Genomic DNA, 23,791 nt, shown 5'->3' with positions numbered 1-23,791 from the left:
AATGCAGGTGTCGTGGGGATAGAAATCACAATTCGATTTGTGATCAATATTTGATGTTTTTAGTCGCCTATATGTCACAGAAAGCCTTAATTCCCCCTAGATTAACTAGATATGTGATCTTGGTTTTGAAATGGAAAATGTATTTATTAATCGAATGGTTATTGACCAAAATCAAGTATTCCGACTTTTAGCATTATAAATCTAATATTTGTTGGGTTTATTTTATTTTTACCCCGAACTCGTTTATGTAAAACCGATATTCAATTCTCATCCCAGTTCACTTCATCGCTTTGCCGTTTAATTAATCCCGAATTAGAGATTAAGGAGCTAAGAGATGAGTAACGAAACGCAAGGAAAAATGGGGGTTACGGGAATTGCACTCTTTACACTGTGTGCAGTTTTGGTGGTCGACACATTAACCGCGTCAGCCAGTATTGGTGTCAGTGCCATTGGTTGGTGGGTGTTAATGCTGGTCTTCTTTGTCATTCCATATGGCTTAATTACTTCCGAACTGAGTACCACCTACCCAGGTGAAGGTGGGATTTACGATTGGGTAAAACAAGCCTTCAATTTTAAATGGGCAGTCAGAACAACGTGGTTTTACTGGATTAACGTTGGTTTATGGATGCCTGCGGTATATATCATGTTTGCAGGGATGTTTGCCGAACTCTTCATGCCAGATCTGTCTTTATGGGGACAAATCGCCATTTGTATATTACTGACGTGGCTAACGGTTTTGATTTGTAATGTGTCTGCCGACATCGGTGTGTGGGTCACCAATATTGGCGCAATATTAAAAATTGTCGTGATCAGTACATTGGGTGTGGGCGGCTTTATCTATGCAATGAAAAACGGCGTTGCCAACGAATTTACGTTGCCCGCAATGATGCCTTCATTGGATTCTGCGGTCTCTTTCTTACCCGCGATTGTGTTCAACCTAATGGGTTTTGAACTGGTTGCGACCATGACTAAAGAAATGAAAGACGTTCGTGATATGCCTAAGGCTGTCTTCCTCTCTATCGGTATCACCGCTTTCTTATACATCTTCGGTACGGTAGGCATTTTGATGGCGCTACCTGTCGAAAGCATTGGCTTGGTGTCTGGCCTTATCGACACATTTAGAACACTTTTCGGCACTGGTGTGGTTGGTACAGCGATGGTGTACATCTTCGGTACTTTCGCTTTGTTAACGCTTATCGGCAACATGGTGAGTTGGACAATGGGCGCTAGCCGAGCTGCTGCTGAAGCCGCTCAAGAAGGTGAGCTTCCAGCCCCAGTCGCGAAAGTGTCTGAGAAAGGCTCTCCAGTTGGCGCAAACAACATCACAGGCACAGTATCAACGGTCGTTATCCTGTCTTACGCGCTGTTTGCTCAGGGTAATGATGATCTGTTCTGGTCGATATTTGCCTTCTCTAGCTGCATTTTCTTACTTCCTTACCTGTTCATGTTCCCTGCATACCTAAAGCTTCGAGTGGTTGATGGTCAACGTGAACGCCCATTCAAAGTTCCGGGTGGCATGGCGGCTCAATGGGTCATGTCGATTGTTTGTTTCTTGGTCGTCCTTCAAGCCGTGATCTTATTCATTTTCCCTGAGGCCCTTGATCTAACTGTTGCTGATTGGGGATACACAGGACCTGTTTTGATTGGCGTGATTGCCACCATCCTTGCTGGTGAATGGATTCTTCTAGGTGCTCTAAAACGCAAGAAGCAGCAAGGTTCAGGCGATGACGACACGACCGAGACACAAGATAAAAAAGAAGCTCAAGCATAATTTAGGGGACATAACGATGAAAAAACTGATTGAGACTACTCCAAAACATGATGGCTTCAGAATGCCAGGGGAACACGAGCCACACAGCGAAATTTGGATGGCTTGGCCAGAACGTACTGACAACTGGCGCAATGGGGCAAAACCAGCGCAAGCGGTGTTTGCAGACGTTGCTACCAAGATCAGCCATACAACACCAGTCACCATGCTTGCGAGTTCAGACCAATACGATAACGCAGTATCTCGCTTACCAGAGGACATTCGAGTGTTGGAAATCTCGACTGATGACTCTTGGATGCGTGATATCGGTGCGACTTATGTTGTTGATGACAGCGGTGAACGCCGAGGTGTGGATTGGGAATTCAATGCATGGGGCGGATTTGTTGATGGTTTGTATTCACCTTGGAATCGCGACAACCAAGTTGCTCAAAAGATGTGTGAAACCATTCGTGACTCTCGATACCGCGCTCCAATCGTACTAGAAGGCGGCTCAATTCATGTTGATGGCGAAGGGACACTCTACACAACAGAGGAGTGCTTACTGCACGAAAGCCGCAACCCAGATATGAGCAAAGAAGAGCTGACAGAAGTACTTTGTGAACACCTCAATGTTGAGAAAGTGATCTGGCTGCCTCGTGGCTTGTACAACGATGAAACCAATGGCCACGTGGACAACATCCTTCACGTCGTGAAGCCGGGTGAAGTCGTTCTGACGTGGTGCGATGACAAGAATGATCCTCAATATGAGATCAGCAAAGAAGCCTATGACTACATCACCAGTCAAACCGATGCCAAAGGCCGTCAAATCAAGGTACACAAGCTGCCGATGCCAGGCCCTCTTTTCATGACCGAGGAAGAAGCGGCAGGTATCGATATCGCAGACGGAATGGAGCGAGAAGCGGGTGAGCGTTTAGCGGCGTCGTATGCCAATTACCTGATTACCAATAACCAAATTGTGTTGCCGTTGCTCGATCAACGCTACGACAACGATGTTATCGGGATCTTGGAAGGCATTTATCCAGGCTACGAAGTGAATGGCGTTCCGGCTCGAGAAATTTTGTTAGGTGGCGGCAACATCCACTGCATCACCCAACAAGTGCCAAGAGTTTAGTTACAGCGATAAACCTAATAACAACTAAAGACTGAGAGCAGTCGTTAATACCAATATTTAACCCCAAACGTAGCGGTTCTTGAAAGTGATGGCAGGTATTCAAAATCAAATTGCCATGAAAGTGAACTTGAAAGAGCCGCACACAAAATTATGAAAAATAGGAACTTATTATGAAATTACCTTCTTCTAGCGCAACTGAACTAAACAAAGCAAACCTAGAGCACATGGTTTCCATGAAAGATTTCTCTGTAGAAGAGATGGACAACATGATGGAGCTCATGACTCATCTGAAACAGGCGCGCAAAGACAACGCAATTCCACCTCTGTTCAAAGGCAAGTCAGTTGGGATGATCTTTGAAGCGGGCTCTACTCGTACACGTGTTTCTTTCGAGGTGGCAGCAACATTACTGGGTGGTCATGCGCTATTCCTATCACCAAAAGACATTCACTTAGGTGGTAAAGAGTCGATTGATGATACTTCTCGAGTGTTGTCACGTATGTGCGACATCATCATGGCTCGTACTAATAGCCCTGAAACACTAGATGGCCTACTTGAAATGTCGACAGTGCCTGTGATCAACGGCCTTGATACGCGTTTCCACCCAACTCAAATGCTTGCGGATCTCTACACGATCAGAGAGCACATTACTGATGGGCGTAAGCTATCAGACCTAACTTTAGCATTCATGGGTGATGCGACAGATGTGTGCCGCTCTTTGATGCTGACGTGTGCTAAGTACGGTATGGGCTTCAAACAAATTGGTCCTAAGAAATACCACATGGAGCAAGAGTGGATCGACATGGCGCTCAACTTCTGTGAAGAGTCTGGTGGCACGATTGAAATTACTGATGATGTAGAACGCATCAGTGATTGTGATGTTGTGTACGGCGATAGCTTCTACTGGGTGACGCAAATGGATGAGAAGGAAGAGCGCCTTGCGGCATTCATGCCTAACTATGTTATCACAGAAGAGCTAATGGCTAAGGCTCGTCCGGGCGCAATGTTGCTGCATTGCCTACCTGCGAATGACAAAGAAGAAGTGACTCGCGGCGCACTAGAAAGCGAATACTCAGTGGCGTTCGATGAAGCAGAAAATCGACTCACTGCTCAGATGGCGATTTTAGTGTACTTCACACATAAAGATGCGGTTATCCCAACACAAGAAACCGTTAAGCATCATGAAGAAAAAATCAACAGCTTCTTAAGTACTCTGTAGGGGTTAATTGTGGGGGCGTAAAAACCTCCACTGTGTTGCTCGAATTAAGCTGAACCAGTATTTATCACGATTTATTGGTTCGGCTATTTTTGTACCTTTTATTTTGAAATGTCGGTAAACATGCAGCTAATTGGCTCTATCTGACATCAATACTCGAATAGGAGATGTATCGACATGAGTGCCGATATTATTAAAGTTTCAAGAAACACTGAAGATGCACCATTGAGCCCTTTCTCAACACAATCGGTGGCATTTTCACACTACAATAACCTCTCTGCTCAATTACCTATTGATCCTAAAACAGGTGGCCTGATCTCAGGCTCTTTAGAAGATCAAACAAAACAGTGCTTATTAAACATTCAAGCGATTGTGGAGAGCATTGGACACCGCATGCACGACGTTGTGAGAGTAAATATATACTTGAAGAACATTGCGGCTCTCGACTCGGTTAATGAAATCTATGCGTCTTTTTTCCAACACTACGTACCCACATGCACGACACTCGCGGTAGCCGATTTACCGCTCGAAGGTGCTCATTTGCAAATGGATGCGGTGATCTCTAATGGTGAAGGTACCTATCCTCAAGCGGCTTGTGAGTTAGTTAAAATCGCAAGAAATACCCAACATGCACCAGTCAGTTCATTGTCAACTCAGACGGTGGCTTTCTCTCACTATAACCATATTTCAGCCCAGTTACCGATTGATCCTCAAACGGGCAATATCGTTGTTGGGAGCGCTAAAGAGCACGCCATTCAATGTCTCAAAAACATCAAATCGATTCTGGAGAATGTTGATGTTCCACTTGATGACATTGTGAAGATTAATATCCATGTGAGAAGTTTGGATGACCTTGCTGCCATTAATGAAGTGTACACCACCTTCTTCCCTGACTCGGCGATTGCACGATCTGTGGGCTATATGCCAGCACGTTCAATAACTGTTGTTGAAGGCTTAGCGATGGGAGCGTTAGTACAGATAGATGCAACCGTGTCGCACGGTGATGGAACTCCGCCACAAGCGGTTGAAGATCGACATGGGATAGTGATTAAGGCAAACAATACCAAAGCTGCACCGGTAAGCGAGCTTTCAACACAAACTGTGGCCTTTTCACACTACAACAATATCTCCGCCCAGTTACCACTTGATCCTAGAATTGGCGCAATTGTGACGCATGGTGCCAAAGAGCAGGCGATGCAGTGCCTGAATAACATTAAAGAAGTGATTGAGAGCGTTGGGCATGTCATGGATGACATCGTGAAGCTCAATATCCAGTTGAGATATATGGCTGATTTAGATGTGCTCAATGACGTTTGCACACATTATTTTGACGGTCCGTTGCCTGCGCGCACGGTTATCGGTGTCTCTGATATTCCTATGGGCGCTTTAGTGCAAATTGATGCCATCGCTTCCAATGGTGAGGGCACTCCGCCTAGCCTTTAAGCTTCCTGTTTAGCTTTTTAAACAACGAGGGTTGGCCGTGAGGTTAGCCCTCGTTTTACGTTTGTTCCAATACCAACATGAGTATTGGTTATAGTGTCCATAAGTGGAAAATCAGAGTAGACCAACTAGGATGAATTGAATTAAACCCTACAATTAATTCAACAACATGGTAGTTGCTATGAAGAAAATAACTCTTTTATCCGTCGCGATCTTATCCAGCCTCTCTTTCTCATCTTTTGCTAAAGATTGTGATCCTAATTTACTGCCTTCTTGGAAGGACAGCGAGAGCAAATCCGCTATCGTCGACTTTGTTGGGCAAGCCACCAAAGCTGAATCCGATACGTTCGTTGCGGTAGCCGATCGCATCGCCGTGTTCGATAATGACGGTACGCTTTGGTCAGAAAAACCTTACTACTTCCAACTAGCCTTTGCACTAGACCGTGTAAAAGAGATGGCGCCTGAACACCCTGAATGGAAAACAGAAGCACCGTTTAAGTATGTACTTGAAGATGATATTGAAAGTGTTCTGGGCAGTGGCGAAGAAGGGTTATTGAAAATCATCATGGCGACACATTCTGGTATGACAGTAGAGCAATACCAGCAAGACGTTGAGCAATGGTTGGCGGTAGCAAAAGATAAACGCTTCAATAAAGCCTACACAGACCTTACTTATCAGCCAATGAAAGAGATGCTGATTTACCTGCAAGAGCATGACTTTAAAACTTACATTGTGTCGGGCGGAGGCGTTGACTTTATGCGAGCGTGGGCTCCAGAAGCTTATAACATCCCGCCAGAGCAGGTCATTGGTAGTGCGCTTAAATATAACTACAGCTATAACGATGGTAAGCCGACGGTTACCAAGGATTCGTCCATTTTGACCATCGATGACAAAGCCGGAAAGGTCACTAACATTCAGCATATTATCGGCAAAAAACCTATTCTAGCGGTCGGTAACTCAGACGGTGATCAAGCCATGATGCAATGGGCAACGAGCCAACCCAACTCAATGGCGATGATTGTTCATCACACTGATGCTGAGCGCGAGTGGCAGTACGATCGTAAGTCCCATGTTGGCAAGCTTGATAAAGCACTAGATGAGGCAAATTCCAGAGAGGATTGGACACTGATCGACATGAAATCCGATTGGTGTGAGGTGTATTAACCCACACAAACATTCGGACAAAACAGCAAAGGCTCGGATGGTTCATTCGAGCCTTTTGCTAAATAGCGAAGACTTCGTCTCATTTTCAGCAAGATCGTACTATAAATTTTTAACGCATGACGCTTTAATCGGGATAGTCAGAAATTAAAGGAATAAAAAATGAAAACGATCGGTTTGCTTGGTGGTATGAGTTGGGAATCGACCATGAGCTATTACAAATCCATTAACGAAGGTGTTAAAGCGACGCTGGGAGGGTTGAACTCTGCAAAGATTTGTATGTATAGCGTGAACTTCGATGAGATTGAAAAGTTACAACACCAAGGCCGTTGGGCTGAGACTGCCGATATTTTAGCTGACGCGGCATTATCTGTTGAGAAAGGTGGCGCAGACTTCATCTTAATTTGTACCAATACCATGCATAAAGTCGTGCCTGAAATCGAACAGAAGATCACGGCTCCTATCTTACATATCGCTGATACTACCGCGCAAAAGCTGCTAGAACAGGGCGTAAAGAAAGTCGGGTTACTCGGCACCGCTTTCACGATGGAACAAGATTTCGAAAGGGCGCCTGACTAACAAGTTCGGTATCGATGTTGTGATCCCTGATGAGAGTGACCGAAAACAAGTGCACAACATCATTTACCAAGAGCTGTGCCGAGGCGAAGTAAAAGAACAGCCTCGCGCTATCTATAATCAGATCATTGAGAGGCTAAGCCAGCAAGGAGCAGAGGCCGTCATTCTAGGCTGTACTGAAATCGCCTTACTGATTCAGCAACAAGATAGTGATGTTCCTTTGTTTGATACCACAGCCATTCATGCAGAAGCCGCGGTGAGCTTGGCGACGAGCGATTAGCATCTAGCTCTTATTCTTAGTTCTATAGCTGTCCTATTTTCGTTCTTGTACGATTTTCATTCGTTGAAGTGAAAGTTTTTTGTACAAAAGCAGGTCGTTAATTAAAGAAGCGATGCTTTGTTCATTAACCAAGGCCTTATCGGTAGGTAAGGTTTTAGTTAATGATTGAGGTATCCGCGCTTTTAAACACTATGCTTTAGTCATGACCGAAAGAGGATTTATTATGAAATGGCTTATCTTATCTGTAACGCTGTTATTCGTGGCAGGGTGCCAATCGACGGGCTCTCAAGAAGCACAAGTCGGTGACGACATGAATCGAGTTCATACTCAGGGGTGCAGTAGCTAACTGGTCCTTTCAAATATGTTTTAGCTGCTCTTGCTAGAACCACTTCTTATAAAGCCTTGTGTTCTCACAAGGCTTTTTATTTTCTACAAAATCTAAAAACTGATTCGACTATATTGTGGATTATCAACGAATGCTGACGTTGATACGCTTTGGTGTATTCACGCACGCTCTGTGCTTGTAGACCGGAGATACCAATATGAAATATGAGGGAAAAGTATATCGTCCATGGATAGAGGCGAAGAGCATTCTTATTCAAACCACATTAGGTTGCAGCATCAACACGTGCACGTTCTGTAATATGTTCAGCGATAAGCGATTTAAGGTTCGCGACATTGAAGACGTGTATAAAGATATTGAAGAAGCGCGCCTAATATACCCTTACGTTGAATCGATTTTCCTTATTGATGGCAACGTGATGGCGGCTCGTACGGATTATCTGCTTAAGGTCTTGGATAAGCTTCGTCACACCTTTCCTGAAAGTAGAAAAATATCACTCTATAGCGGTTTGAATGATTTCCGTCGGAAGAGCTTGAGTGAGCTTAAGGAGCTGAAAAGTGCAGGGTTGAGCATGGCGTATGCGGGTCTTGAGTCTGGTGATCCTGTTGTGCTCGATAATATCAAAAAGCGTATGACACCAGAGCAAGCGATTGAGGGCATGGCACTGGCAAAAGAGGCAGGTATCGAAACTCTATTGTCGTTTATTTTTGGACTCGGCGGTCGTGAGCGTTCCCGCGAGCACATTGTCGAGACAACAAGGTTGCTGAATATCATGAAACCTGAGCAGATAGCGCCAATGGCGTTAGCAATACAACCAGGAACGATTTTGGAGCAGCAAGTTAATGACGGTACGTTCATCATGCCGACTCAACTTCAGATCTTAGAAGAGGAAAAATACTTACTCGAAAACCTCAATATCGATACTTTCTATTGGGGTGACCACGGTAACAACATCGTGACTCAGAAAGGCTTCCTACTTGATTCTAGAGAGCAGTTCTTAGCCAAGGTGAATCATGCGATCACATCTAATCCAATGGCGAAGGATAGCGTGATTCAAACTTTTGCCTGGTAGATAACTGATAGCTGAAAGGTCTCATTCAAAATTTAGACCTGTTCGCTGGATTCAAATCCAACAAGATAAAAGTAGTGCTTACGAGAATTCATGATTCTCGTGAGCCTATATCGTTACTGAGACAATTCAATTTAACACCCTCGATTTTGTAGGGGGATGTTGTAAATTTGTGAATCTAAATTGTCTATATTCTACGCTGTGTACTGGATCTCATTTGTCATTTGACTCCCTTGCTAAGGTTAATAATGAATGCGTAATACCAATCACTTTACTCAACTTAAGAGGTTTCTATGCTAGGTGAAAATCATTCTCTTGTTCACGAATTTCCTGAAATGAAAGATAAAATTGCTGAGCTTGTTAAAACTGACGATGGCTTTGCAGCAGACATGAAGACGTACGACAACCTTGATAAAGAGATTCGTAAGCTTGAGCTGAAAGATTCACCCATTGATGACGGCTCGATGCACCAACTGAAACATGATCGTTCTGTACTGAAAGATGCACTGCATGCACGTTTAACTGGCTAGTGAGTTGGTAATTTTGCTGACTAGCTAAATGGCGAATTGCAGACTTAGACAAAAAAACTCCTTCGGGAGTTTTTTTTCGTTTTGGCTCAATCACTTCTTCACAATTCAACTGAGTTAATACGTTGTATTATTATGTGAATGACGCATAATGAGGGTTACTGGTACGCGATTTTTAAGATTTTATTGGTAATCTCATGAATATTGAACACCTCAAATTGTTTGTTCGTTTAGCTTCCACACATAACATCAGCATGGCTGGGCAAGAGCTTGGTTTGTCTCCTGCTGTTGCAAGCTCGCACATCAGTAAACTGGAAGACAATTTAGGCGTTCGCTTGGTCCACCGAACCACTCGTAAGGTCTCTTTAACCGAAGAGGGGGAAGCATTCTTACCTCATGCTGAAGAAGTGTTATCGAGCGTGGATGCTGCCAAATCGGCGGTCGGTGTGGGTTGTGATTCTCCAACCGGAACGTTGCGAGTTACCGCATCTGCGTCTTTTGGACGTTTGCATCTTGTTCCTGCCTTACCTGGATTCTTAGAGCGCTACTCTGGGTTAAAAGTCGATCTCAGGCTATCAGATTCGATGGTGGATGTTGTTGAGGGTGGCTTTGATATCGCGATTCGTATCTCGGAGCTGAAAGACTCGACACTGATTGCCCGAAAACTTGCGACAGACAAGCGTATTGTGTGTGCATCGCCTGATTACTTAATCAAATATGGTAAGCCAGCCAAACCTCGAGATCTTAACGATCATCAATGTATTAGCTTAATTGGTTTAGAAAACTGGACCTTCAATACTGAAAGCGGGCCTAAGACGATTAAGGCATCTGGGTCGTTCAGGGCAGATAACGGGGAAGCACTGCGTGACGCAGCCTCAGGTGGTATGGGGATCACGGTGACATCGAATTGGTGTGCCTATGAACAACTGAAAAGCGGTCAGCTAGTTCAAATATTAGAAGATTACCCATTAACATCAGAGCCTGCAATTTGGGCTGTGTACCCAAGCACAAGGTTACTTGCACCAAAGGTGAGAGCCTTCATTGACTACTTCTCTGAATATTATGGTAATCCACCGTATTGGGAACAAAAGTAGAATCAGATAGATTTAACGAAAAAGCCCTACGTGACTAAGTTATGCGTTAGTCACGTAGGGCTTTTTCTTGGAATCAGAAAATCACTTGAGCATAGCTGTCATTAAGAAAGCGTTGCTTTGATGATCTCTTCAATTTTAGCGACAACTTGTTGTGACTTATCGCCGTAAATCGCATCTGGGTGCGGGTTAGCAAACGTGTTGTTGTCGTTATCAAAGTATTGACCGCCTGCTTGTGCGAACTCATTAGACAATGATGCGCGAACCAGAATATCAGAACCGATGCTTAGGTCGCCGCCTGCAATGCCATAAGCGTCTTTCACCATCTTGCTGCCTAGTAACGAAGCTGGGTTGACAGCAACCACCATTGGCCCATTAGAACCTAGTTCTTTTGCCATCTCACGTGTCCACATGGTGATCGCCAGTTTACTTTGCGCGTAAGCATCGCCATCAGAAAGTGGCTTTTTCCCTTCTAGTGCTTCGATGCTCACTGCCGCTTGCGCTGCCGACGATAAGTTCACCACACGGCTCGATGAATTCAATACTGGCAACAGGCGTCTGGTCAGGTGATACGGCGATACTGTGTTCACAGCAAAACGAACATCTAAACCGTCTTTGGTGATTGGGTTTGGAGTATTGAACACACCCGCGTTGTTGATCAGTACATCAATCTTCTCGTGCTCGGCAATCACCTCGTCAGCCAACGCATCCACATCAGCCAGAACAGACAAGTCTGCCACGTAACTTTGGATCTTCGCTTCCGTAGAGAGAGCGATAAGTTGCTGCTCAACGTCTTTAAGTTTGCTTGGGTTACGTCCATGCAATAAAACGTGGTGACCTTGCTGAACGAGTACTTTTGCTGTTTCGAAGCCGATACCGTCGGTAGAGCCTGTGATCAGAATGACTTTTTGCATGGAATAGATTCCTTATTAAAGCGCTGACATCGTGAGCGTTTTGAATGAATTGTTTTGTTGAGATAAAGAATAGCAACCTTTTATGAAGTTGATAATTAACCCATTTGATAAAACACTATTTAGCTTTTGTTGAAAATAGAAGAGGGTAATAGGGCGATTTGGTCGAGTGACAACTACTGAAGTGCAAGGAATTGAACGCAAATAGTGGAGGCAAATAATAAACAAGCTTAGCACGGGGGACGCTAAGCTTGTTTATTAATCAGGTTGTTGAACTGTACTTGTTGGCTGGTGGATTAGCCTACTTGAGAAAAGCTCACTACCTTGCTTTGTAGTTTCTCTTTCAGGTAATCCGTCACCGCTTGCTGCTCGGATTCGCTCATGTATAAGCCAAGTTTGGTTCTGCGCCACAAGATGTCTTCGTCAGTCATCGCCATCTCTTCATTAATCAAGTAATCGATTTCAACTTGATAAACGCCATGGGCTTCGCTTGAGAACTGGATGCCAAGGTCCGCCTCACATGTAGCGCCTTCAAGCAGGTCCCATGTGTAAGTACCAAATTGGGTCACGTAACGAAGTAGCAGTGCTTCTGGTGCCCAAGGGTATTTAGTGTGCATCATTGCTGCAAGCTGTTCGCGGCTGCAGCTGAAGTTACCACCCGGTAGTGTGTCGTTAGCTGTCCAAGGTGCGCCCATGTGTTTCAGGTAAGGTTCTAGCTTGTTCAGTGCCGCTTCACCGAGTTTACGATAAGTCGTTAACTTGCCACCAAAGATAGATAGCAGTGGTGCTTGATCCATTTCTGCATCCAGCTCCAGTGTGTAGTCACGAGTGATAGCTTGTGGTGAGTCAGATTCATCGTCACAAAGCGGTCGTACGCCACTGTATGTCCAGACCACATCGTCACGCTCTAGTTGCTTAACAAAATGCTGGTTAACGATATCAATTAAGTAATCAACTTCTACATCGTCGATAGCCACTTCGCGAGGATCGCCTTTGTATTCAAGGTCGGTTGTGCCGATGATCGAGAACTTATCTAGGTAAGGGATCATGAACACAATACGATTGTCTTTGTTTTGCAGAATGTACGCTTGTGGTTCGTCGTGAATGCGTGGCACAACAATGTGCGAGCCTTTGATCAGACGAATATTACGAGGCGAAGCCTGCTCTAATCCATCATCAAAGAACTGTTTAACCCAAGGACCAGCAGCGTTAACAAGCGCTTTTGCTTTGCGTTCAAAGCGTTGGTTTGTCATGACATCAAGGATCGTCACATGCCAAATACCACCTTCGCGGTGCGCTTTTTCAACACGGCAGTAGTTACGTACTTCTGCGTTGTTTTCTTTTGCTGCCAACACGTTGAGCAATACCATACGCGCATCATCCACCCAGCAATCTGAGTATTCGAAGCCTGTCTTCATTTCTGGTTTCAGTAGCCCTGATTTTGCTAGGTTGACTGTCTTACTTCCAGGAAGAGTAGTGCGCTTACCCAAGTTATCGTAAAGGAATAGGCCACAGCGAATCATCCAAGCTGGGCGTAAAAATGGTCGATGAGGTAAACGGAAGCGCATTGGTTGAGCAACATGAGGTGCTTTTCTTAACAAGACTTCACGTTCAGCGAGTGCTTCCGAAACCAAACGAAATTCGTAATGTTCAAGGTAGCGTAGGCCACCGTGGATAAGCTTTGAGCTAGCAGAAGACGTCGCAGACGCGAAATCATTTGCTTCGTATAAGCCAACGTTTAGACCACGACCTGATGCATCTGCCGCGATGCCTGCGCCATTGATGCCGCCGCCAATCACGATCAAGTCTAAAGTGGAAGATGTACTGTTGTTTGAATTATTTTGTTGAGCACTCATGGTTTTGACCTCTTCTGAGCGAACGAGCATTTTAGAACATAATTGAATCCTATATGAACTTTCGTTTGCGGTCATTTATTATTTTCGTTTATGCGCGTTTTATGTGATTTGGGCATAAAAAAACCTCTGCTTATGAAAGCAGAGGTTCAAATAAGTCTAATTCGAGCATAGAAGCGACAGTGACAGCGAGCAAGTTTTACTTTTTTAACTTTTCTATAAAGAATCGTGATTCATTATAGAAAGTGGCTCACCGAGCACTTATGTGAGTTATTCGCTCACAGGACGAGCTGTATCGATGACTTCTAAAGGAATGTCTGAATCTTTAAGGATGTTCAAAATCTCTTCCGGCGGCTGCTTGTTGGTAAACACCATGTGCGCCTGGGAGATATTACCAAGCTTAACCATCGCATTACGGCCAAACTTAGTGTGGTCGACGGCTAAGAAGATACTGCGACTGTTCTCGATGATGGCTTGTTTCACACGAACTTCGTGATAATCAAAATCGAGCAGTGAGCCATCAAAGTCGATGCCACTGATGCCCAAGATACCGAAGTCGAGGCGGAACTGTTTCACGAAATCTAGTGTTGCTTCGCCCACGATACCGCCATCACGGTTTCTCACTTCGCCACCGGCCAAGATAACCTTTATCTCTGGGTTCGGCAGAAGGATGCTCGCAACGTTAATGTTGTTGGTGACAACTCTTAACTGTTTGTGGTTTTTGTTGAGCGCGCGGGCAACCGATTCTGGTGTGGTACCGATATCAACAAACAAAGTCGCGCCATCTGGGATGTGTTTAACCAGTTCATCGGCGATCACGTCTTTTTCGTTGAAGTTAAGCGCTTTACGCGTGTTGTACGAGGTGTTTTCCGAGCTTAAAGGAATGGTTGCACCACCATGATAGCGACGAATTTTGTTGTTATCGGCAAGTTCATTGAGGTCTCGTCTGATGGTTTGTGGGCTGACATCGAACTTTTCAACGAGCTCTTCGGTACTCACATATCCTTGTGTTTTTACCAGATCTACAATCTGCTGGTGTCTTGGTATCTGCTTCACTTAACTTACCACTCCCTGCGCGCAAAGGGCTCTAGCGCGTCAAAATCGAAAATATAAACTCACGCTATTGTGCTCGAATTGATGAAAAGAGAGAAGTAATGATAGTAAGGAATTATGTCCAAACCGCAAAAACGTTGATCAAAACATGAAAAATTGGCTCCAAACGCAAAAAAGAGCACAAAATAGTGCTCTTTTTAGTTTCGTTTACTGAGGAACGAACAATTCAATCGATAAGAGAGTGATTATTCGAACGCTCGATTTTACTCTTCGTCGTCATCGTGCAGCTCAGACCAAACCTGTGCACACTTGATTGCACGCTTCCAGCCTTTGTAACGGCGGTTACGTTTCTCTTCGTCGTGGTGCGGCATGAAGGTGCGGTTAAGAACGGCTTTGTCTTGAAGCTCGTCAATGCTGTCCCAGAAACCAACTGCTAGACCAGCAAGGTATGCTGCACCCAGAGCCGTTACTTCAGTTACTTCAGGACGGTGAACTTCTGTATCTAGTACGTCTGATTGGAATTGCATTAGGAAGTTGTTCGCTACTGCACCACCATCAACACGTAGGTTTGCTAGCTTGATGCCAGAGTCCGCTTGCATCGCATCCAATACGTCACGCGTTTGGTAAGCAATACCTTCCAACGTTGCACGGATGATGTGGTTAGAGTTAACACCACGAGTTAGGCCGACAATCGTACCGCGAGCGTAAGCATCCCAGTATGGTGCGCCTAAACCAGTAAACGCAGGGACTACGTAAACGCCGTTTGAAGAATCTACTTTCGTTGCGAAGTACTCAGAATCTTCTGCGCCAGCCAGTAGCTTCATTTCATCACGTAGCCATTGGATTGATGCGCCACCCATGAATACCGCACCTTCAAGTGCGTATGCAGGCTCACCTTTAGGACCACATGCTAGCGTTGTTAGTAGGCCGTTCTTTGATGTTACTTTCTCTTGGCCTGTGTTCATTAGAAGGAAACAACCTGTGCCGTAAGTGTTCTTAGCTTGGCCTGCTTCTACACACATTTGACCGTAAAGTGCAGCTTGTTGGTCACCCGCAATACCCGCGATTGGGATACGAGTACCGCCTTTACCCCCAAGGTTCGTTTGACCGTAAACCTCAGAAGAGCGCTTCACTTCAGGCATCATGATTGCTGGAATGCCCATTTCATCAAGTAGCTTCTGATCCCAGCATAGGTCGTTGATGTTGAACAACATAGTACGTGACGCGTTGGTGTAATCCGTAACGTGTACACGTCCTTGAGTCATTTTCCAAACCAACCAAGTATCAACTGTACCGAACAGTAATTTGCCAGCTTCAGCGTCTTCGCGAGCGCCTTCAACGTTGTCTAGAATCCATTTTACTTTGGTACCTGAGAAATACGGGTCAAGGACTAAGCCTGTATTGTCACGTACGTAGTCTTCTAGGCCACGCGCTTTAAGGTCTTCACAGATATCTGCTGTACGGCGACACTGCCATACGATTGCGTTATAAACAGGCTTGCCTGTCTCTTTGTTCCAAACAATGGTGGTTTCACGTTGGTTCGTGATACCAATGCCCGCTAGCTCATCGCTGCGGATGCCTGCTTTAGCAAGAGCTTCAACCAATGTAGAGCTTTGAGTCGCCCAGATTTCCATTGGATCATGCTCAACCCAACCCGCTTTCGGGTAAATCTGAGTGAATTCTCGTTGAGAAGAACTAACGATGTTTGCATCGTGATCGAGGATTACAGCGCGAGAACTTGTGGTGCCTTGGTCTAGGGCAACAATGTATTTTTGCTCGGTCATGGTAAGAATCCTTTTTCTTTCGTTATTTATATTTTAGTAAATGTAAGGTCGCTTAGGGATTAAGCTTGAGCTTGTTCAGCTTCTTCTTCTGTTTCACATTGGTTTGGAATTGTGCAGCCTTGGCCTTCTACTGGTAGGTAAGCACCGATAACACGTGGGTACAACCAACCACCAAAACACGCACCAGCAATTGGAGCAAGAATTGGAACGATGAAGTAAGGAATATCACGAGCACCGCTTAGTGCGAAATCCCAACCTGCAAAGTAAGCGAACAGTTTTGGTCCGAAGTCACGAGCAGGGTTCATTGCAAAGCCCGTCAGTGGACCTAAAGAACCACCGATAACCGCGATAAGAATACCGATCAGTAGAGGGTTCATTGCACCGCGAGACGCGCCGTTGTTCTCATCACCTAACGCTAAAATGGCAAACATCAACACTGCTGTAATCACGAATTCCACAGCAAAAGCGCCGAAGAAAGAGAGTGAAGCATGTGGGTAAGTCGAGAAGATACCAGCAGTTGATAGTGCGTCTTGGCTGCTACGAACGAAGTTATGTGCGATTTCGTAGTCAGTAAATAGGTTGCTGTACAGGCTGTAAACCAATGCTGCAGAGCAGAAAGCGCCAAGCAGTTGCGAAATGATGTAAGGCACCACTTTCGCTTTATCGAAGCCATGGAACATGGCCAGTGCAATCGTTACGGCTGGGTTGATGTGTGCGCCTGAAACGCCGGCAGTACAGTAAATTGCAATCGCAACACCGAAGCCCCAGATGATGCTGATTTCCCATTGTCCGAATGTCGCACCAGTTAATACCAGAGCGGCCACACAGCCAACGCCAAAGAATATGAGTAATCCTGTACCGATAAATTCAGCCAAGCATTGCCCAAATAAAGAAGGGTGTTTGTTTGTTGTCATGTTCGAGTCCTTTTTAGTTTTGCTTATCTAGCACGTGTATTGTGCATATATTTGCGAACTCGAAAATAAACGAACATCAAAAGTGAGCGTTTGAGCATAAAATTGTTAATTAAAGTCACTTGAAATGTTAATCCGAACACTTTTGCTCGAAAAAGATGCTCGCATGAACGTCATTGCTCGAATTGATAGGTTGCGAAGCCGCTCAAACTACCTATATGTAAATGAATGCGCAACTGGTACGAGGAGTTTATGTTTGGATTTGTGATGCTACTTCGTGAGTGGCGGATTATTAGACGTAGCTTGATGATATTTAACGCGCCTTAACATCTGTACTGAACAGAATGTTCTAAATGTGATGTGATACTGGACTTTGTTTTATTATTGTTACTTTTGTTATTGAAATTGCCATCATACTTGAGAACAATCGTCTTATTTAAGCGGGGGATAAGATGCGAATATTGGTAGTTGAAGATGATCGTCTGATCAGTGAAGCAATAGAACAGCGCTTTATCGACCTAGGTCATGGTGTTGATTGTGCCTACGATGGGGCGGTCGCATTCGCCATGATTAGCCATACCGATTTTGATTTAGTGATCCTCGATCTAAACCTGCCCAATAAATCGGGTGAGCAGATCATTAAACGTATTCGCCAATCGTCTGATACCCCTGTTCTCATTCTTACCGCGCGCAGTGAAGTGTTTGACCGAATTCAGCTTTTGGATCTGGGCGCTGATGATTATCTCACTAAGCCTTTTGATTTTGGTGAGTTGGAAGCCCGCTGTCGCGCGATCGTTCGACGTCGTCAAGGCAGCGATCAGAACACAGTGACGTTTGGTGACATTGAGTTCGACAGTGCAGGTTGCATTGTGAAAGTGAAGGGCGAGGTCATTGAGCTTAAACAGCGTGAATATCGCTTATTAGAAATCTTCCTGAACCACCTCAACCGTGTGATGAGCAAAGAAGAGATCATCGACCACTTATATAACTTCGATAACCCACCCAACACTAATGCGATTGAAACCTACGTTGGTCGTTTGAGGAAGGCGCTAGCCAATAGCAATGTTGAGATCAAAACCCTGCGTGGCCTTGGTTACGTGCTCAATAAAGTCGAAGACTGAGCTGAGGTGTATTAGGTGACGGCACTGAGCAAACCTGTCCGATTTCGTTTTCGAACAAAATCGCTGAGATTTCAATTATTGTTCTCAGCGACCTGTCTATTGTGCCTGATTAGTTTGCTCACTTTGGTTGCGGTAAAGCGCTACGCCTATCAAACCACTCAGATGTTTTATGATCGCCAGTTGAATAACGCCGCCCTGCAGATCATAGAGCAGGTTCGTTTTAATGGTTTAACATTCAGTGTCGACATCCCCACCGCGGCCTTCAAATCGCTGGCTGATTCCCCTAGAGATAAGGTTTTCTATCTGGTTGCTAGTTCTTCGAATTCATCGGAGTCTGGTTACATCACGGGTTATAAAGAATTGCTTGATGATCAGTTAGTGCGTGACCAAATCGACCAGTATCAGATTAAGCTCGAACCAGAGGCTGCTTATTTTTACTTAACCTTTAAAGATGAATGGGTGCGTTTGTCTTTGGTCAGTCGCATCATGAATACCCGTGAAGGGCCGCAAAACATTTACGTGCTTGTGGGGCAAACCACACAAGCGAGGCAAGTATGGGAGAAGCAGCTCTCGGACCACGCGGTTAAGCTACTGCTCGCGGTGATGCTAAGTGCACTATTGGTCATCTTTGTGTTGATTGTAAAGGTGCTCAAGCCGGTCAATGAGATTAACAATAAGATGGAGAGGCGATCGAATCTCGACTTAACCCCTATTAATCTCGATGCGCCGGAAGAGGTCGAGCATTTGGTCGATACCATCAATGTGTTTATGTCTCAACTCGATAAGAACTTAACCAACCTTAAGAACTTTACTGGCGAAGCTGCTCATCAATTAAAGACGCCAATCGCTGGTATTAAAGCTCAAATCGAACTGGCCAAAAGCAAAGCCAATGACAGCCACACACTCGATTACTTAGATAAAGTCACTGGCGCATGTGAGGTGCTTGAGCGTACGGTAGAGCAGCTATTGAACCATGCAACGATTCGCCATCGCTACCAAAGTATTGAGCCCACAGAGATTGATTTTAATGAGCTAGTGAAGCAAACCAGCCGTGGCTTGGCGATGAATGCACTCAATAAAGACATCGAATTGAGCTACATAGAATCACTTAAATTTTACATTCGAGGCGATAGCTTCGCCTTAACTCAGATGCTGACGAATCTCATTGAAAACTCAATCAAGTATTCACCCAAAGACAGCACTATCGAGGTTGAATTAGTACAGCAAGGCAGCAAAGCGGTGCTGTACATTCGCGATTTCGGGCCGGGCATTGATGAGCAAGATAAGCCTCATGTGTTCGAGAAGTTTTATCGCAGCGCGAATGCGATTAGCCAAGGCACAGGGCTAGGGATGAGTATCGCGTTAGATGTTGCTCAAAAATCCAATGCAATTCTGAGCTTGGAAGACACTACATCAGGCGAAACGGATAATCGCGGCCTCACGGTGAAAGTCCAGTTCCCGCATACCTATTGGTGGGAGGTTTAATGATGAAATCTTTACGGATTTGGATCGCAGGGCTAACTTCGGCGGTGTTGTTAGCAAGCACTCTATTCGTTACCAATGCCACCGCACAAGCTAATCAAGGCTCAGGTCCCCAAGACTCTGTTCACCAAGACAATAGCAACCAAGGTGATGGCAATGAAGATGCGTTGGTGATCTATGGTGCAGCCTATTTGTCAGAAATGAAGCCACTGCTCGATGATTTCCAGCGTCGAAACCCAGAAATAACCGTGCGCTATCAAGCGATGAGCAGCAATGTATTAGATGCTCATATCCGAGACCAAAAGCCGGACCAACCCGACATCACCATCAGTTCGGTGATGGATTTACAATTGCGACTTGTTAATGATGGTTATGCTCTGCCTTACCAAATAAATGTGCCGGGCTATGGCTCTCAATCGGGTATTGTTCCCCACTGGAGCCAGTGGCGAAATGAGCTGTTTGGTTTTAGCTATGAACCTGCTGTGATCGTGTTTAATGAGTCTTTTCTTGAAGGAAAGGAAGTCCCGTTGAGCCGTGTCGAACTGTTGAGTTTTATTCGCCTCTATAGTGAAGAACTGATGGGGAAAATAGGGCTGTTTGATATTCGAGATGTTGGTATCGGTTATCTGCTTTGGTCCTTTGAACGCGCTCAAACGAGTAACTACGGACAATTCTTGGAGCTGTTTAATCTCCATCAGGCTCGCACCTTTGATAGCTCTGCGTCGATGCTCCAAGCGCTGACTGATGGTGATATTGCGATTGCCTACAACATCATGGGCTCGTATGCGAACTCGTGGGAGTCGAAGCACAAAGATGTGGTGATTGTGGCGGCCAACGACTATACACCTGTGGTCATTCGAACTGCATTTATTAATAAAACCACGTCTAGGCTAGAACAAGCTCAAGCCTTTATTGATTACTTATTTTCCTATTCAGGGCAGAAGCTGATGGCAAAAGAAACCAATATGCCCCCGGTGCGTACCGATATAAAAAGTGCTAAATCGGCAGCGGTTTTACGTGAGCAGTTTGCCAATCAACTCAAGCCCCTTCCGTTAGATGTCAGCCTGTTGATCTTCTCGGATCAAAGCAAAAAATCCTTAGTGATAACCGAATGGGAGAGCGCTCTTAAAAGCTACGATTAGTTTAGTTGGTAGTTAATTCGATTGCTTTGCAGCAACCCGATCTTGGCTTGGTCATTCAACCGAAATACCGCCGAGTCAGCTACATGACAGTTTCGTTTTTTACTCTTGAAGTCCAAAAATGAGCATGGAATTGCTCTTTCACTTCAAGAGTAAGAGGTTGAACACGGTCATGAACGAGAATATTTCCTGCATGTTGATCCGCGGTGGCACATCGAAAGGCGCGTACTTTCTAGCGAGTGATTTACCTGAAAGTGAGCAAGAGAGAGACGATCTGCTTGTGCGTATTATGGGTTCAGGCGAAGGCCAACAAATCAATGGCATCGGCGGCGGCACGTCACTGACGAGCAAGGTCGCAATTGTGTCTAAGTCGGAGCAAGAAGGGACAGATTTAGATTATCTCTTTGCTCAGGTCGCGGTCGATAAGAAAGAAGTCGATACCAAACCTTCGTGCGGCAATATTCTCTCAGGCATCGTGGCGTTCGCCAGTGAAAATAATTTGGTTAAGTTAAGCAGTCCATCGACCATGTTGCGTGTCAGAAACATCAACACCAATACTATTATCGAAGTTTCCGCCGAAAGCCCAAATGGCCATTTACGTTATGACGGTGATGTGCGTGTGGACGGTGTTCCTGGAACTGGCTCACCAGTTTTGCTTAACTTCTTAGATGTTGGCGGCTCGAAAACGGGCAAGCTATTCCCAACAGGCAACGTGCGTGATCAAGTCAAAGGTGTTGAAGTTTCTTGCTTGGATGCAGCTGTGCCTATGGTGCACATTAATGCCAAAGACTTTGGCTTAGCGGGTAACGAGACCAAGCAACAACTCGATGATAATGCCGAGTTACTTGAGCGCATCGAGTCTATCCGTTTATCTGCAGGTCGCTTAATGGGCATGGGTGATGTGACAGGAAGCGTGGTGCCTAAAGTGTCTTTGTTATCATCACCAACTCAAGACGGACACATTACCTCTCGCTACTTTGTTCCTCAAAACTGTCATGCTAGCCATGCTGTGACGGGCGGGATCTGTGTTGCGGCGGCTTGCATGATTCCGGGTACTGTCGCGCATGAAGTGTGCCAAGGCATTAACTCTGAAACGGTCGTTATTGAGCACCCTAGTGGACAAATCCAAGTCAATATCAAAGTAGAGCCAGGGGAAATTGAGCCTGCGGTTCGTCAAGCGGCTTTGGTGCGTACAGCGCGCCCACTGTTCAAAGGTCAGGTTTACCCGACGTTTTAATCTCAAGCTGCTTTAATGCGTATTCATAATCGCTGGCCATTGGGTTGGCGATTTTTTTTCATTCTCACATTCTCACATTCACACTTACACTCATATTCTTTGTTCGTTCTAATATCTTCCCCGGACCCTAGTAAAACCTCGAGGTTTACTGCACCAATTCGGCGCGCGGTGCTCTGTTTTTGTGCCTTAAAGGGCGATCTTTGTAACACTTTTGTTATCAAAGTGCAGCGTGTCAGTTGGATGACAGGTTCGGTGACTAATTTGTCAGAAACCACAAAAAACAGTCCAGCTGCAGGTAACACGCAGTAAAAAGGATATTAGGAGGCACGATGCTGAACGTACAACTACCCGAAAATACACAATCTTCTACTAAGGGTTCGTTATTCTCGAACTGTTCTTTTCTTATGACTCAAAAATTGTCTAAGCTAAAAGTTTGCCAATCACTCTTGGTCACGCTACTTGGTTTCGGGGCATTATCTCATCACGCACAAGCCGAAGAGGTTTCGTTTAAAGGTGAGCGTGTCGAGTTTGTGATGCCTTACAAAGAGGGCGGCGGTACCGATACATGGGGGCGTTTCTATGCACCTTATTTGTCTCAATCGTTACCGGGCAATCCAGTAGTGGTGGTGAAAAACATCCCGGGTGGCGGCTCAACAAAAGGCGCTAACCAATTTGCTCGCCGTGCGAAAGACAACGGCCTCAACATCTTTGCAAGCTCGGCATCAACCCAATATCCCTATCTTCTTCAAGATCGCCGAGTTCGTTACGACTACAACGATTGGAGCGTGATTCTCGCATCCCCAACTGGCGGCGTTGTGTATGTTTCGCCTAAAACGGGCATCGAGAATGTACAAGATCTTTTCGATAAGAAAGACCAAATCAAGTTTCAATACGCAAGCCAAGGTGCGACCTCAATTGACTTGGTACCACTGCTAGCCATGGATCTACTTGGTTTGGAGGTACAAGCGATTTTCGGCATGCAAGGGCGTGGTGCGGGTCGACTGGCATTCGAGCGCGGCGAAGTGAATATCGATTCTCAAACCAGCTCATCTTACATCGACAAAGTGACACCGTTAGTCAATGAAGGTAAAGCGATTCCTTTGTTTAGCTTCGGTGTATTGGGTGAAGACGGCAAGCTAAAGCGTGATCCTAACTTCCCAGAGCTTCCGCACTTCGCTGAGGTGTACCAGTTGTTCCACCCTGAAGAAGCAGAAACACAAGGCTATGCGGTTTGGCGCTCATTCTTTATGGCCGGGTTTGCCGCTCAGAAGATGATTTTTGTGCCTAAGTCGACACCAGAAGAGATAGTTGCAGCATGGCGCGCATCGGCTTCTGAATTAGTCTCTCAACCTGATTTTCAAAAACGTGCCGTCGAAGTATTGGGTGATTACCCTCAGCTGACTGGCGAACAAGCACAACTCGCACTTAAAGCGGCTATGTCGCTTGATGAAAGCAACCTTGAATGGGTCAGAAATTGGCTCACTACAAACTACAACACTCGTTTCTAAACAGGCTATCCAGAAGCCCAAGAAAATATGAGTCTTAACAACGCTCAGTATTAACTGGCGGTGAGACCGCGACGCAAGATCGTGGCTCACGCCTTTTCATCTTACTTTCTCTGTCGCAACGTAGCTAACGAGTTATTCGATTAAATCGTTAACTCAGTGAGTGCTTCACTCCCATTGTATCGCCGCTGTACGGGTAACTCCGTAGGGCTTT

At 45.3% G+C, this 23,791-nt stretch carries 19 protein-coding genes and 1 pseudogene; 15 read left to right on the top strand and 5 right to left on the bottom strand.

What is annotated here, in order from left to right; genetic code table 11:
* Positions 1-334: 334 nt before the first annotated feature.
* From AB4154_RS15205 to AB4154_RS15160, 10 genes and pseudogenes are all read left to right on the top strand, one after another.
* Entirely contained in the window at positions 335-1,771 is a 1,437-nt protein-coding gene (locus AB4154_RS15205; RefSeq protein ID WP_017078523.1) for an APC family permease, read from the top strand.
* A gap of 16 nt (positions 1,772-1,787) precedes the next feature.
* Positions 1,788-2,879, top strand: a complete 1,092-nt coding sequence (gene aguA / locus AB4154_RS15200) for an agmatine deiminase (RefSeq protein WP_017078524.1) — start codon at positions 1,788-1,790, stop codon at positions 2,877-2,879.
* 170 nt (positions 2,880-3,049) lie between these two features.
* Complete coding sequence (gene argF / locus AB4154_RS15195) at positions 3,050-4,096, top strand: ornithine carbamoyltransferase (protein WP_372123444.1); 1,047 nt, start codon at positions 3,050-3,052, stop codon at positions 4,094-4,096.
* 174 nt (positions 4,097-4,270) lie between these two features.
* Complete coding sequence (locus tag AB4154_RS15190) at positions 4,271-5,536, top strand: RidA family protein (RefSeq protein ID WP_372123443.1); 1,266 nt, start codon at positions 4,271-4,273, stop codon at positions 5,534-5,536.
* 178 nt (positions 5,537-5,714) lie between these two features.
* Positions 5,715-6,698 (top strand): HAD family hydrolase, encoded by a 984-nt coding sequence (locus tag AB4154_RS15185; protein ID WP_372123441.1) that lies wholly within the window; start codon positions 5,715-5,717, stop codon positions 6,696-6,698.
* Between the two features lie 159 nt (positions 6,699-6,857).
* Positions 6,858-7,551 (top strand): annotated as a pseudogene (locus AB4154_RS15180) (aspartate/glutamate racemase family protein).
* 223 nt (positions 7,552-7,774) lie between these two features.
* Positions 7,775-7,897, top strand: a complete 123-nt coding sequence (locus AB4154_RS15175; protein ID WP_258182976.1) for a hypothetical protein — start codon at positions 7,775-7,777, stop codon at positions 7,895-7,897.
* A gap of 196 nt (positions 7,898-8,093) precedes the next feature.
* The gene (locus AB4154_RS15170) at positions 8,094-8,966 is read left to right on the top strand and encodes a radical SAM protein (RefSeq protein ID WP_372074172.1); all 873 of its coding nucleotides are present in this window, start codon (positions 8,094-8,096) and stop codon (positions 8,964-8,966) included.
* A 290-nt stretch (positions 8,967-9,256) separates the two neighbouring features.
* Positions 9,257-9,493 carry a YdcH family protein gene (locus AB4154_RS15165; RefSeq protein ID WP_017067743.1) on the top strand — a complete coding sequence of 79 codons (237 nt, stop codon included), beginning with the start codon at positions 9,257-9,259 and terminating at the stop codon, positions 9,491-9,493.
* 194 nt (positions 9,494-9,687) lie between these two features.
* On the top strand, positions 9,688-10,584 hold the full coding sequence (locus AB4154_RS15160) for a LysR family transcriptional regulator (protein ID WP_102320698.1): 897 nt from the start codon (positions 9,688-9,690) through the stop codon (positions 10,582-10,584).
* Positions 10,585-10,685: 101 nt separating this feature from the next.
* On the opposite strand, the gene AB4154_RS15155 is transcribed toward AB4154_RS15160, so the two are convergent.
* The 5 genes from AB4154_RS15155 to AB4154_RS15135 form a co-directional block, all read right to left on the bottom strand.
* On the bottom strand, positions 10,686-11,495 hold the full coding sequence (locus AB4154_RS15155; RefSeq protein ID WP_372123439.1) for an SDR family NAD(P)-dependent oxidoreductase: 810 nt from the start codon (positions 11,493-11,495) through the stop codon (positions 10,686-10,688).
* A gap of 293 nt (positions 11,496-11,788) precedes the next feature.
* Positions 11,789-13,348: a glycerol-3-phosphate dehydrogenase gene (gene glpD / locus AB4154_RS15150; RefSeq protein WP_372123437.1), complete on the bottom strand. Its 1,560-nt coding sequence runs from the start codon at positions 13,346-13,348 to the stop codon at positions 11,789-11,791.
* Positions 13,349-13,615: 267 nt separating this feature from the next.
* On the bottom strand, positions 13,616-14,401 hold the full coding sequence (locus tag AB4154_RS15145; protein WP_372123435.1) for a DeoR/GlpR family transcriptional regulator: 786 nt from the start codon (positions 14,399-14,401) through the stop codon (positions 13,616-13,618).
* Positions 14,402-14,661: 260 nt separating this feature from the next.
* The gene (gene glpK / locus AB4154_RS15140; protein WP_229648092.1) at positions 14,662-16,182 is read right to left on the bottom strand and encodes a glycerol kinase GlpK; all 1,521 of its coding nucleotides are present in this window, start codon (positions 16,180-16,182) and stop codon (positions 14,662-14,664) included.
* A 59-nt stretch (positions 16,183-16,241) separates the two neighbouring features.
* Positions 16,242-17,096: an MIP/aquaporin family protein gene (locus AB4154_RS15135; RefSeq protein ID WP_004732234.1), complete on the bottom strand. Its 855-nt coding sequence runs from the start codon at positions 17,094-17,096 to the stop codon at positions 16,242-16,244.
* Positions 17,097-17,545: 449 nt separating this feature from the next.
* Between AB4154_RS15135 and AB4154_RS15130 the strand changes: the two genes are divergently transcribed.
* The 5 genes from AB4154_RS15130 (at position 17,546) to AB4154_RS15110 (ending at position 23,580) form a co-directional block, all read left to right on the top strand.
* Positions 17,546-18,214 (top strand): response regulator transcription factor, encoded by a 669-nt coding sequence (locus AB4154_RS15130; protein WP_016795398.1) that lies wholly within the window; start codon positions 17,546-17,548, stop codon positions 18,212-18,214.
* Positions 18,215-18,229: 15 nt separating this feature from the next.
* The gene (locus AB4154_RS15125; protein WP_136973629.1) at positions 18,230-19,699 is read left to right on the top strand and encodes a sensor histidine kinase; all 1,470 of its coding nucleotides are present in this window, start codon (positions 18,230-18,232) and stop codon (positions 19,697-19,699) included.
* On the top strand, positions 19,699-20,838 hold the full coding sequence (locus AB4154_RS15120) for an ABC transporter substrate-binding protein (RefSeq protein WP_372123433.1): 1,140 nt from the start codon (positions 19,699-19,701) through the stop codon (positions 20,836-20,838). Before AB4154_RS15125 ends, AB4154_RS15120 begins: the two co-directional genes overlap by 1 nt.
* Before the next feature lie 169 nt (positions 20,839-21,007).
* The gene (locus AB4154_RS15115) at positions 21,008-22,072 is read left to right on the top strand and encodes a 4-oxalomesaconate tautomerase (protein ID WP_372123431.1); all 1,065 of its coding nucleotides are present in this window, start codon (positions 21,008-21,010) and stop codon (positions 22,070-22,072) included.
* Between the two features lie 329 nt (positions 22,073-22,401).
* A complete protein-coding gene (locus tag AB4154_RS15110; protein ID WP_372123429.1) occupies positions 22,402-23,580 on the top strand; it encodes a Bug family tripartite tricarboxylate transporter substrate binding protein in 1,179 nt (392 codons plus the stop codon).
* Positions 23,581-23,791: the final 211 nt, after the last annotated feature.

The sequence above is a fragment of the Vibrio sp. 10N.286.51.B11 genome, from assembly GCF_041469245.1.
GTDB classification, from domain to species: Bacteria; Pseudomonadota; Gammaproteobacteria; order Enterobacterales; family Vibrionaceae; genus Vibrio; species Vibrio crassostreae_C.
The sequence above is the reverse complement of the archived record's forward strand: the minus strand, read 5'-3'. Positions and strand labels throughout refer to the sequence as shown.

What these genes read in the sequence shown, in the direction of transcription:
- AB4154_RS15205 (WP_017078523.1), top strand. Translation starts at nt 335, where the DNA reads ATGAGTAACGAAACGCAAGGAAAAATGGGGGTTACGGGAATTGCACTC.
- aguA (WP_017078524.1), top strand. Translation starts at nt 1,788, where the DNA reads ATGAAAAAACTGATTGAGACTACTCCAAAACATGATGGCTTCAGAATG.
- argF (WP_372123444.1), top strand. Translation starts at nt 3,050, where the DNA reads ATGAAATTACCTTCTTCTAGCGCAACTGAACTAAACAAAGCAAACCTA.
- AB4154_RS15190 (WP_372123443.1), top strand. Translation starts at nt 4,271, where the DNA reads ATGAGTGCCGATATTATTAAAGTTTCAAGAAACACTGAAGATGCACCA.
- AB4154_RS15185 (WP_372123441.1), top strand. Translation starts at nt 5,715, where the DNA reads ATGAAGAAAATAACTCTTTTATCCGTCGCGATCTTATCCAGCCTCTCT.
- AB4154_RS15175 (WP_258182976.1), top strand. Translation starts at nt 7,775, where the DNA reads ATGAAATGGCTTATCTTATCTGTAACGCTGTTATTCGTGGCAGGGTGC.
- AB4154_RS15170 (WP_372074172.1), top strand. Translation starts at nt 8,094, where the DNA reads ATGAAATATGAGGGAAAAGTATATCGTCCATGGATAGAGGCGAAGAGC.
- AB4154_RS15165 (WP_017067743.1), top strand. Translation starts at nt 9,257, where the DNA reads ATGCTAGGTGAAAATCATTCTCTTGTTCACGAATTTCCTGAAATGAAA.
- AB4154_RS15160 (WP_102320698.1), top strand. Translation starts at nt 9,688, where the DNA reads ATGAATATTGAACACCTCAAATTGTTTGTTCGTTTAGCTTCCACACAT.
- AB4154_RS15155 (WP_372123439.1), bottom strand. Translation starts at nt 11,495, where the DNA reads ATGCAAAAAGTCATTCTGATCACAGGCTCTACCGACGGTATCGGCTTC.
- glpD (WP_372123437.1), bottom strand. Translation starts at nt 13,348, where the DNA reads ATGAGTGCTCAACAAAATAATTCAAACAACAGTACATCTTCCACTTTA.
- glpK (WP_229648092.1), bottom strand. Translation starts at nt 16,182, where the DNA reads ATGACCGAGCAAAAATACATTGTTGCCCTAGACCAAGGCACCACAAGT.
- AB4154_RS15135 (WP_004732234.1), bottom strand. Translation starts at nt 17,096, where the DNA reads ATGACAACAAACAAACACCCTTCTTTATTTGGGCAATGCTTGGCTGAA.
- AB4154_RS15130 (WP_016795398.1), top strand. Translation starts at nt 17,546, where the DNA reads ATGCGAATATTGGTAGTTGAAGATGATCGTCTGATCAGTGAAGCAATA.
- AB4154_RS15120 (WP_372123433.1), top strand. Translation starts at nt 19,699, where the DNA reads ATGATGAAATCTTTACGGATTTGGATCGCAGGGCTAACTTCGGCGGTG.
- AB4154_RS15115 (WP_372123431.1), top strand. Translation starts at nt 21,008, where the DNA reads ATGAACGAGAATATTTCCTGCATGTTGATCCGCGGTGGCACATCGAAA.
- AB4154_RS15110 (WP_372123429.1), top strand. Translation starts at nt 22,402, where the DNA reads ATGCTGAACGTACAACTACCCGAAAATACACAATCTTCTACTAAGGGT.